The sequence below is a fragment of the Pseudomonas onubensis genome (assembly GCF_965653655.1).
Taxonomy (GTDB): domain Bacteria; phylum Pseudomonadota; class Gammaproteobacteria; order Pseudomonadales; family Pseudomonadaceae; genus Aquipseudomonas.
The window spans coordinates 1-9,928 of sequence record NZ_CBFHAZ010000157.1 but is presented as its reverse complement, the minus strand read 5'-3'; the positions used below and the strand labels follow the sequence as shown (position 1 = coordinate 9,928).

Genomic DNA, 9,928 nt, shown 5'->3' with positions numbered 1-9,928 from the left:
CGCGAATGCGGTGTATCAGTCAATTCATGTGTTGGCTGTCCCACCGCATTCGCGAGCAAGCCCGCTCCCACATTTTTGATGAGTGTCCGGCTCAGCGATTGACAAGATTGGCCAACGTCGAACCCTGCACATACCGCTGCAGATTCGCCAGGAACGTATCGGCAATCTCCTGCTGGCTGTTGGTCGAAATCGCCGAGGTATGCGGCGACAACCGCACCCGCGCATGGCTGTACAACGGGTGCCCCGGCGGCAGTGGTTCCGGCTCGGTCACATCCAGCGAGGCCAGGCCGATCTGACCGTTATCCAAGGCTTCCAGCAGCGCTTCCTGATCCAGCAAGCCACCGCGGGCAATGTTGATCAGGTGCAATCCCGGCTTGGCGCTGCCGAGCACGTCACGGTCGACAATATGCCGCGTGGCCTCAGTGAGCGGCGCCGCCAGCACCAGGTGGTCGGCGCGGGCGAACAGGTCGTGGATGTCCTTGGCGGCCTCAACATGGTCCACCTCAAAGGGCGCCTGGCTCTGGCGCAGCGCAACCACGTTGATCCCCAAAGCCTGGGCTTTTTGTGCCAGGCTCTTGCCGATCGCACCAAAGCCGAGAATGCCCAATGTGCTGCCCTTAAGCGGGCGCAACGCGGTGAAGTTCCATTGGGCATCTTTCACCCATATATCCGGCAAATGCTTGGCCGCCGCAAAGATCGCCGCCAGGGCGAACTCGGCAAGGTTATCGGCCGCGCTGCCCCGTGAGGTGGTCACTGGCGGGCCGTTGAACAGCCACTGCGGGTAGAAGTCGATGCCCGACGACACCAGATGCACCCACTGCGCGCCATACGGCCAGCCCGGCGGCGGAGTATCGGGCGCGGTGTAGCCGCGCACATTGATCGGGCGCAGCAGCAGGATATTGGCCTGGGGCGGCAGGTCGCTGGGCACACCGGCCGGCACGCCGATGACCTGGGCCTGGGGGTGGACCGAGGCAAGGCGTTCGCGCAATACCTGGTTGTAATCTTCGTCCAGCTGGCTGGCGATAATCACCTGACTCATAAGCGTTCCTTATTCATTGTTGCGCACGTTGCGCGAACACCGCTTTGCCCACACCTTGCAGCACCGCGTCGTTCTGTGGCGTATGCACGCGGCTGCACAGCACGTCGCGGTAATGCCGTTGCAGCGGGCTATGGCGCGACAGGCCTGGGTTGCCCGAGGCTTCGACGGCCAGCTCCACGGCGCGGATCGCATTGCCGGTCACCAGGTATTTAAGCTGCGCCGCATTGGCGGCTGGCGTGTGGCCTTGGGCGGCAGCATCGAGCAGGCTGCGGTTGGCAAACAGCAGGGTGTCGATATGGCCGACGGTTTCCTGAAAACGCGGCAAGCTCGACAGCGCGGCGCCTAGGTTGGACGGCTTGCGTTCTTCCAGCCAGTTCACCAACCAGTCCCGCGCGGCCTGGGCCACGGCGTCGTACACCGACGACAGCAGCACTGCCATCCACAGGAACCCGTCGCCATCCAGCTCCGGTTGTGGTGCGCTCCAGGGGCTGACGCTGACGGCATGGTCCAGCGGCACCAGGACGTTATCGAACACCACTTCATGGCTGCAGGTGGCGCGCATGCCCAGGTGGTCCCAGGTGTCGATGATGCTCACACCGGAGCTGTTTTTCGGCACCAGCCAGGCGCCTGCCAGCGGGTCCGCATCATCACTGCGTGCCCACACGCTGAACCAGCTCAGGCCATGGCTGCCGGTGGAGTAAATCTTGCGGCCGCTGATGCGCCAGCCTTCGGCGGTGCGCACCGCCGTGGTTGCCGGCAGCCCGCCACGGGCTGGGGTACCGAGGTCGGGTTCTACGCGCAGGGCGTTGATCAACGCACCGTTGCGCACGGCGTCTTCGGCGACTTGCACGCGCAGGTGCTGCGGCCAGGTTTTGCTGTCTTGCAGGCGTGTGTGTTGCAGGTACTGCATCACCAGAATCAGCGCGGTAGACGGCTCGCCCTTGGCAATCGCGCTGATGGCCTTGCGCGCCTGCGGCAAGCTTGCGCCGCCACCGCCCAGGGCCTTGGGCACAGTGAGGGCGACCAGGCCATGTGCATGCAACAGCGTGAAGTTGGCGTGGGGGAAGGCCCCACTTTGGTCATACAGGTGCGCAGTGCTGGCCAGCTCGGCGCTGAGGCGTTCGAGCAGGGCGTCGAATTGCGCGACTTCCACTGAGCGTAAAGACGGTTGAGTCATAAGTCTGTACTCGGTCAAAAATGTGGGAGCGGCGGTGCGACGATTCGACTTGCTCGCGAATGCGGTGGGGCATTGACAGGTGAATTGACTGACTCACCGCATTCGCGAGCAAGCCCGCTCCCACAGGGGATCGTGTTTAAGCCCGTGCTTTAAGGGGTGCTTCAACTTCGCTGTACCGATTGCTCGGCACCTCCAGCCCCAGGTTATCGCGCAAGGTCTGGCCGCTGTACTCGCTGCGAAACAGCCCGCGCTGTTGCAGCACCGGCACCACCAGTTCGGTGAAGTACTGCAAGCCATCGGGCAGTACCGAGTTGATGATGAAGCCATCGCTGGCGCCGGACTCGAACCAGGTTTGAATCGCATCGGCGACCTGCTCCGGCGTGCCGACAAAATCGCGCTTGGGCCGCGAAAAACGCAAGGCCACTTCGCGCAGGGTCAGGCCTTCGTCCCGAGCCAGTTGCTTGATACGGTCCGAACCGCCTTTCTGGCTGTTGCTGCCCAGGTCGCCAAGCTCCGGGAACGGTGCGTCCAGCGGGTACTGGCTGAAGTCGTGGTCGTTGAAGGGGCGGCCCAGCGCCACAATTGCATCTTCGACGGTGACCAGGTCCACGGCCTGCTGATAGCGGCTTTCCACCTCGGCGGCATCGCGCCCGACAATCGGGCGGATGCCCGGCAAAATCGCCAGGCTGCCCGCATCACGGCCAAAACCCTTGGCGCGGCTTTTTAAATCAGCCGAGTAAGCCTTGCCTTCTTCGAGCGTCTCCACATGCACAAAAATCGCATCGGAATGCTCAGCGGCAAAGTTGCGCCCATCTTCAGAGGTGCCCGCCTGAAAAATCACCGGCTGGCCCTGACGCGAGCGGGCGATGTTCAGCGGGCCTTTGACCGAGAAAAACTCGCCCTTGTGGTTCAGCGCATGCAGCTTGTCGGGGCTGAAAAACTCGCCGCTCTGCTTGTTGTAGGCAAAGGCGTCGTCCTCCCAGGAATCCCACAGGCCCTTGACCACGTTCAAGTGTTCCTTGGCGATGCGATAGCGCACGGCGTGGGGCGGGTGCTCGGCCTTGCCGAAGTTGTCGGCGGTGCCGCTCAGCCAGGAGGTGACCACGTTCCAACCGGCGCGGCCGCCGCTGATATGGTCCAGGGATGCGAACTGGCGCGCCACCTGGTAGGGCTCGGTGTAGCTGACGGTCACGGTGGCGACCAGGCCGATATGGCTGGTCAGCGCGGCGAGGGCCGAGAGAATGGTCAGCGGCTCGAAACGGTTGAGGTAGTGCGGGCTGGATTTGGCGTGAATGTGCAGGCTGTCGGCGATAAACACGAAGTCGAACTTGGCCGCTTCGGCCAGCTCGGTCTGCTGCTTATAGAAGCCAAAGTGGGTACTGGCATTCGGTTGCGCCTGCGGATGGCGCCATTCGCCCCAGCCGTGACCGACACCGTGGACCATAGCGCCCAGTTTCAGATGACGTGGCGTGCTCATGTGCGGCTCCTTGCTTAGCGCGATGCTTGGGAAGTGGGAAAACGTTCGGCGTTAAAACTCGTGTCGAAACCCTGGGACACGTCGATGCGCTTGGGCAGCAGGCCTTCTTGCTGATAGGTGTCGGCGGTCGCCTGCAGGCCCTTGATCACGCTGTCGTCAATCACTACGGGGTTCAGTTGCGTGTCTTTGGCAACCTCCAGGTGCACCGCCAAGGGCAGGCCGGTAATTTTGGCTTGGGCAGCGGCGTATTCATCCGGGTGTTTGTTGGCCCAGGCATAGGCACGGTCGACGCGGGCCACGAAGTCATCCAGTTGCGGGCGTTTGTTGGCGATAGCCTGGCTGGTGGCGGCGAAATACAGGTGGTTGCTCAGTAACGCCTTACCGCTGACCAGAACCCGGGCGTGGCTTTGTGAGGTGACCACCGTGGTGTAGGGGTCCCATGTCGCCCAGGCATCGACGGTGCCGTTATCGAGTACCAGCCGGGATTCGGCGGGCAGCAGAAAAATGAATTGCACATCCTTGGTCGTCAGGCCCGCGCTGGCCAGGGCCCTGATCGCCAGGTAGTGCCCGATGGAGCCGCGCCCGGTGACGATTTTCTTGCCCTTGAGGTCGGCGGCCGTCTTGATCGGCGAGTCCTTGGGCACCACCAGGGCAGTGGTGTTACGCCCTTCGGCGTGGATGATGCTGACCACCTTGAGCGCGGCACCGGCGCCCAAGGCGAACACATACGGCGCATCGCCGAGGGCGCCAATATCGACGGCGCCGGCGTTCAGGGCTTCGCCCAGCGGCGAGGCGGAAGGGAACTCCGACCACTGGATTTGATAGGGCACGTTTTTGGTTTCGCCCGAGGCTTCCAGCAACGCCTTGATCGTGGATTTCTGGTTGGCCACGCGCAGCGGTTGCAGGTCGGCGGCGTTTGCAGTGCTGATCAGGCCGAGGGCCAGGGCGGTGCCCAGGAGCAGGCGTTTGAAGGGGGAAACAAAAACCATGGGATGCAGGCTCCAGGCAGATCGAATGAGGGTTTGGCTACCTCCGCCTGGAGAAGGGGTCGGTGAGAGGTTTACGTTATGCCCATAAAAACCGGCTGTGAAGTTCTTTTTGGTTATATGTTAATTATTAAAATATTTGATTATATGCAGATTGATTATTCTGCAATTGCATCTGCGGCGCGCAAGGGGGCGAGGGCCAAGAGGTCGTCTGGGCCTTGAAAGGTATGCCAGTAAGGGAGCAGCCCTGGAAAGCGGGAACCCAACCGGTCCTTTAACCACTCACTGCCTATCGAAATATGCCGTTACAGGCCGTTGTCGCAACCCAGGAGCCTGCCCCATGCAAAGCCGCTTGAAACAAATCCTGCAGCCGGTTTTCCAACTGATGAAAATCGACGCCAGTGGGCTGGAGGAAAGCCCCGACTATGTCATGACCCTGGAAGGCGGCCTGAAGGTTGAGCTGCGCGAATCGCCCCCCGACTTTCTCACCGTCAGTTGTTTGCTGCCGATTTGCGCCGAGCGTTTCGACGATCCGCAAACCCTGGCAATCCTCCTGCAGACCAACCTGCTGGGGTTGGAGCACCCGCCGATTCTGACGGGCGCGATTGTGGAGCAGAAGAAGATCATTGTGTGGACCCGCCAGCCTTTCCTGATGCTCGACACCCACGGGATGAAGCGCTTGTTTGAGCGCTACGTGGAGCAGGCACAAAAGACCGCAGGGTGGCTGGCAAGGCCGCAGGAACCAACGAGCCCCGCTGGCCCGCGTGCCGGCGCCGGATTGCCGCGTGGCGCCAAGCGCCCGTCGCCGAGGCTCTGAAGGGGCCGGAGGGCAAAAAAAGCCACTCGATGAGTGGCTTTTTGCTCAGTGCCGATCAGTAGCCGTCATCACGCGTAGGGAAGCGGCGCATGGTCAGGATAAATGAGTCGGCATGCTCTCGCCGGGCCGCCGTGGCCATGCGATGCCCCTCACGCGAGGCATGGCGAGCAGTCTCGGCCGGCGCCCGCACTGCGCTGCGATAGTCGTCACGGCCCCTGGCTGCAGTGGCCGTGGACGGTCGGGGACGCGGGTCCGCCGAGGGCGCACGCCGACGTTCTTCCCGAGGCATTCGCATGTCGGTGGCGGCGGTACGACCGCGGGGGTCGACTGACGGGGCACGGACTCGTGGTTGCGCAGGACGGCGTGCACTGTCGGCGGTCGTCATCGAGGTGTAGCGCGGGCGCACATACTCCGTCGTCATGGGCGGGATGACCGGGCGTGAAAATTCCGCGGTCATGGGTGGAATGACCGGCCGCGCAAAATCCGCGGGCATGGGTGGGATGAACGGACGTGGTAGCGGTTCCGCGGCCCAACGCGTGCCGTCGGCCATTGGGCGCGGCGGCGCAGTCCAGGGCACTGTGATCGGGGGCGGCGTGGCGGCACTCATGGAGGCCGTGCGTGCGCGCACCTTGCCAATGGCCCGTTTCATGGCATCCATCGGCGAGTTATGGGGGCGACGGTTGCCGGGGGTTGGCTTACCGCTTTTCGGGTCCAGCCCCAACTGGATCATGCGTTGCTTGAACTGCGCTTGCGTGAGGTTAAGGTCAACCTGGCGGAAAATCCCCTGGCTGTTTTCACCCTGGTAACGCACGTTCAGGTTTTTCGCCCCGTGTTGCTGCGCATAGCCGGGCGCGGTGCGCTGCAGTTCCTGCAGCAGTTTTTTACCGTCCTTGGGCATCCTCGGATAAAGCGTGGCGAAGTCGGTGTCGATCTGCTTCTGGGACACTTTGTTGTCATACAGCAACCGCATGCGCTCCTGCGGTTGTGCGGGCTGCGGCGCGTAGGTGTGCTGAATGTTCGGGCGCTCACCCAGCAGGGTGAAGTCTTTCCTGCGGATGGCGCGGCCGAATTCCGGCCAGGCATCGACGATGATGGTTTTATCGGTGATGCGATGGTCACCGATTTCTGCGACGGCATGGTCGTGCACCGTTGAACTGAGCAACGAGACGGGTTGGTTGATCCCCGTACTGGTGGCGAGCAGGGCGCATACGGCCGCCATTTCCCCACAGTTGCCAGCGGCAAAACGCGCGGCGGTGCGTGCAGCGTCGGCCGGGCCGTTGCCATGCTGTTCATTTTCGGCGCGCAGCAACATCGTACGCTTGAACGAATCCGCCTCGGTGCTGAGCAGGTGCCGCTGCTGGTTGGCAGAGCCGCGATTAAGGATTTGCCAGGTGTCGTCGATCGCCTGGTTGGCCACCAGCAGCGCATCCATCTCCCGGTGGGAAACGTTTTTTACACTGTCCCGATGCCGGGTGCTCACGGACGCGATAGCGGAGTGGGTGAGCACTTTGTGAATTGGCACACGGTGGTTGGGGTCGCCGGTGTTGTAAGACTCGGGCTACCGGCCAATGGAAGAAGTTGCGTGGTTAAGGCCATAAAGTCACTCCGTTTTTGGGTGTGGGAGCCAACGTGTGTGGGTTAACCCACAGGTCGGCGATTGAGCGTGGCAATGAACGTATCGGCGCGCTCGCGTCTGGCCGGTGTCATCATCGGGTGGCGGTCGTGCGAGGTGTGGCGGTGGGCGCGTGAGCTTTCGGCTGGCCGCGACCGGACATCCGCCGAAGGCTCGCGGTGACGCTCAGAACGAGAGGTGCGCGGGGCTTCGGCGGTGCGTCGGCCCCGTGCGTCTATTTCTGGCTCGCGACGGCTTTCCCGCGGCGCGCGTGACGCAGGCGCCGGGGCACGTCCGCGTGGGTCAACCGAGGCCGAGCGATGGCGTTCTGCGCGCGGCGCACGGGTGTCGGCGGTGGCCCGGCTGCGCGGCTCTGCCGAGGGCGCACGGCGCCGTTCTTCGTGCGGGGCGTGCGGGCGTTCTGCGGCTGCGGTTGAGGCATGGCGTGGGCGCACAGCCGGAGCCTCCCAGGACACGATGACGGGCGCGGCGGCGCTGACGGACGGCGTGCGTGCGCGGGCAGTGCCAATGGCGCGCATCAAGGGCGCAAACAGTGATTTGCTCGGGACTTTGCCGGTCTTGGGGTCGAGCCCCAACTGGATCAGGCGTTCCTTGAATTGTGCCTGCGAAAGGTTGAGGTCCAGGTACTGCGACTCGCCCTTGCTGCTTTTGTATTGGTAATGCATGCCCAGGTTTTTTGCGGTGTGGCGTTGGGCGTAAACCCCACCTTGGTTCAAGGCGTGCTTGACCAGCTTGTCGCCGTCGGAGGGCATTTTCGGGGCGATGAGTCTGAAGTTGTGGTCGACCTCGGCCTGGCTCGCCTTCGCGTCGTACAGCAAGCGGTTGCGTAAACCCGGGTCTTGACGCGGTTCAAAGTGGTTCAACAGCATGGGGTGCTGGTCGATCAGGGCGAAATCCTGCCGGCGCATAGCGCGTCCAAAGTCTGGCCAGGCGTCGACGATCACGCTGCCTTCGGGCATGCGGTGGTCGCCTATTTCGGTCACGGCGTGGTCGCGCTGGGTCGAGTACAGCACTGAAACCGGCTTGTTCAGGCCCGAGGTGGCGCAGAGGGCGGCGCAGACCGAGGCCATTTCCGAGCAGTTACCTGCCTGGAAGCGGGCGGCGATGCGCGCACGGTCCCAGCCGTCACGCCCCATTTGTTTGAACTCTGTCTGTGCCAGGCCCGTGCGTTTGAAGGAGTCGCCGTTGGTGCGCACGATATGCCGTTGCTGGTTGCCCGAGCCTTTATTCAAGATCCGCCAGGTGTCATCGATCGCCTGGTTCCCCACCGTGAGTGCTTTCATTTCCCTTTTGGAGACGCGCTGCACGGTGACCTGGTGCCGACCGAGGATGGCGTCGGTGGAGTCGGCGAGTACCTGGTTGATCGGCACGCGATGGTGCGGGTTATCGGTGTTGTACAGCGCGGGGCTGCCAGTCAGCGGGAAACTGCTTGGGGTTATGGACATGGAAACTCCGTGTATTCATGGCGCAGAGGTGGGTGGGCGACGATTGCCAGGCGTGGGTTGACCGGTGACTGGGTGCAGGCCCAACTGGACCAGGCGTTGCTTGAACTCGTATTGGGTGAGGTTGAGGTCCGTTCGGCGGGTGTTGCGTTGGCTGTCGTATGCCTCGTATTGCATGCCCAGGTGCTTGGCCGAGTGTTCCTGGCTGTACACCGGTTGTTCGTTGAGGATCGTGTTGACCAGCGCTTCGCCACCCTTTGGATACGCGGGGTAGAGCTTGCCGAACTCATAGTCGACACGCTCCTGGGACACTTTGTTGTCGTAGAGCAACCGCTTGCGTTCCAGCGGTTGGTAATCGTAGGGCTGCAGCGTTTGCAACACGGCGGGGTGGCGGTCGATCAGGAAGAAATCCGCCTTGCGCATGGCCCGCCCGAACTCGGGCCAGGGGTCGGCGATCACGGTATTGTTGGTGGCGCGGCGGTCACCGAACTCGGCAACGGTGTGGTCAAGTTCCGGCGAATACACCACCGACACCGGCTGATTCAGCGGCGAGCTGGCGCCGAGCAGGGCACACACAGCGGCCATCTCTGCGCAGTTACCCGCCTGGAAGCGCGCCGCCACACGGCCAATGCCCGCCCAGTCATTGCCCAAGTGATCACGCCGTTCGTGGACCAGTGCCGTGCGTTTGAACGAGTCACCGCCGGTGCTGCGCAGGTGTTTTTCCTGGTTGCCCGAGCCTTTGTTCAACACTTGCCAGGTGTCGGAAATCGCCCGGTTGGCTGCGAGCAGCATGTCCATTTCCTGGTTCGACACGCGCGTCGTATAACCCCCGTGTTGGCTGGTCTGAGGCACCAATACCTGATTTGTCGGTACTCGATGGGCGGAGTTGGGGGTGTTGAACAGCGCCGGATCTGCACGGAACCGGGCGCCAGGAGGGGCTAATGGCATAGGGTGTTCTCAGGAATCGCAGGCCAAATCAATGAGTGGGGGTTTGGGGCATCGGGTTCCTTGTTGCGGTGATTGAAAACAGCTGGCGGCGTTAATCTGGCTTGATCCTGGAAGCTGAACGCATTCAAATGTGGGGGGGGCTGCCTGTGACAGCGGGTTTATGGGCTGGGTAGGGCGGTGTACATATCCGTTGCTGCGGTAACGGCGGCTTAGGGTTCCGCTCTTACAGCGGGTCACTTTTGGAAAGACCGGAATGCCGGCCCAACCAAAAGTAACCAAAAGGTCTTCGCCCCAACACTCGGTGCCTCGCTATGGCTCGGCATGCCCGCAATCCGCCAGTGATTTGGGGGGCCGCCGCGATGGGCCATCCTTGGCCCAGCGCGGCTAAACCGGCATCCCTGCCGGTTTA

At 62.7% G+C, this 9,928-nt stretch carries 8 protein-coding genes; 1 reads left to right on the top strand and 7 read right to left on the bottom strand.

Going from position 1 to position 9,928, the window contains the following annotated elements; genetic code table 11:
- Window positions 1-91: 91 nt before the first annotated feature.
- The 4 genes from ACTD9P_RS28425 to ACTD9P_RS28410 all read right to left on the bottom strand — a co-directional run bounded on the left by ACTD9P_RS28425 (window position 92) and on the right by ACTD9P_RS28410 (window position 4,682).
- Complete coding sequence (locus ACTD9P_RS28425; protein WP_438870255.1) at window positions 92-1,039, bottom strand: D-isomer specific 2-hydroxyacid dehydrogenase family protein; 948 nt, start codon at window positions 1,037-1,039, stop codon at window positions 92-94.
- Window positions 1,040-1,052: 13 nt separating this feature from the next.
- On the bottom strand, window positions 1,053-2,216 hold the full coding sequence (locus ACTD9P_RS28420) for an acyl-CoA dehydrogenase family protein (RefSeq protein ID WP_438870254.1): 1,164 nt from the start codon (window positions 2,214-2,216) through the stop codon (window positions 1,053-1,055).
- Window positions 2,217-2,352: 136 nt separating this feature from the next.
- Entirely contained in the window at window positions 2,353-3,693 is a 1,341-nt protein-coding gene (locus ACTD9P_RS28415; RefSeq protein WP_438870253.1) for an LLM class flavin-dependent oxidoreductase, read from the bottom strand.
- Window positions 3,694-3,707: 14 nt separating this feature from the next.
- Entirely contained in the window at window positions 3,708-4,682 is a 975-nt protein-coding gene (locus ACTD9P_RS28410) for an ABC transporter substrate-binding protein (protein ID WP_438870252.1), read from the bottom strand.
- 337 nt (window positions 4,683-5,019) lie between these two features.
- Between ACTD9P_RS28410 and ACTD9P_RS28405 the strand changes: the two genes are divergently transcribed.
- Complete coding sequence (locus tag ACTD9P_RS28405) at window positions 5,020-5,496, top strand: CesT family type III secretion system chaperone (RefSeq protein WP_438870251.1); 477 nt, start codon at window positions 5,020-5,022, stop codon at window positions 5,494-5,496.
- A 55-nt stretch (window positions 5,497-5,551) separates the two neighbouring features.
- On the opposite strand, the gene ACTD9P_RS28400 is transcribed toward ACTD9P_RS28405, so the two are convergent.
- From ACTD9P_RS28400 to ACTD9P_RS28390, 3 genes are all read right to left on the bottom strand, one after another.
- A complete protein-coding gene (locus ACTD9P_RS28400) occupies window positions 5,552-6,928 on the bottom strand; it encodes a hypothetical protein (RefSeq protein WP_438870250.1) in 1,377 nt (458 codons plus the stop codon).
- 206 nt (window positions 6,929-7,134) lie between these two features.
- Complete coding sequence (locus ACTD9P_RS28395; RefSeq protein ID WP_438870249.1) at window positions 7,135-8,574, bottom strand: hypothetical protein; 1,440 nt, start codon at window positions 8,572-8,574, stop codon at window positions 7,135-7,137.
- Window positions 8,575-8,589: 15 nt separating this feature from the next.
- Entirely contained in the window at window positions 8,590-9,363 is a 774-nt protein-coding gene (locus ACTD9P_RS28390; protein WP_438870248.1) for a hypothetical protein, read from the bottom strand.
- Window positions 9,364-9,928 lie beyond the last annotated feature (565 nt).

What these genes read in the sequence shown, in the direction of transcription:
- ACTD9P_RS28400 (WP_438870250.1), bottom strand. Translation starts at nt 6,928, where the DNA reads ATGGATGCGCTGCTGGTGGCCAACCAGGCGATCGACGACACCTGGCAA.
- ACTD9P_RS28410 (WP_438870252.1), bottom strand. Translation starts at nt 4,682, where the DNA reads ATGGTTTTTGTTTCCCCCTTCAAACGCCTGCTCCTGGGCACCGCCCTG.
- ACTD9P_RS28405 (WP_438870251.1), top strand. Translation starts at nt 5,020, where the DNA reads ATGCAAAGCCGCTTGAAACAAATCCTGCAGCCGGTTTTCCAACTGATG.
- ACTD9P_RS28395 (WP_438870249.1), bottom strand. Translation starts at nt 8,574, where the DNA reads ATGTCCATAACCCCAAGCAGTTTCCCGCTGACTGGCAGCCCCGCGCTG.
- ACTD9P_RS28415 (WP_438870253.1), bottom strand. Translation starts at nt 3,693, where the DNA reads ATGAGCACGCCACGTCATCTGAAACTGGGCGCTATGGTCCACGGTGTC.
- ACTD9P_RS28390 (WP_438870248.1), bottom strand. Translation starts at nt 9,363, where the DNA reads ATGCTGCTCGCAGCCAACCGGGCGATTTCCGACACCTGGCAAGTGTTG.
- ACTD9P_RS28420 (WP_438870254.1), bottom strand. Translation starts at nt 2,216, where the DNA reads ATGACTCAACCGTCTTTACGCTCAGTGGAAGTCGCGCAATTCGACGCC.
- ACTD9P_RS28425 (WP_438870255.1), bottom strand. Translation starts at nt 1,039, where the DNA reads ATGAGTCAGGTGATTATCGCCAGCCAGCTGGACGAAGATTACAACCAG.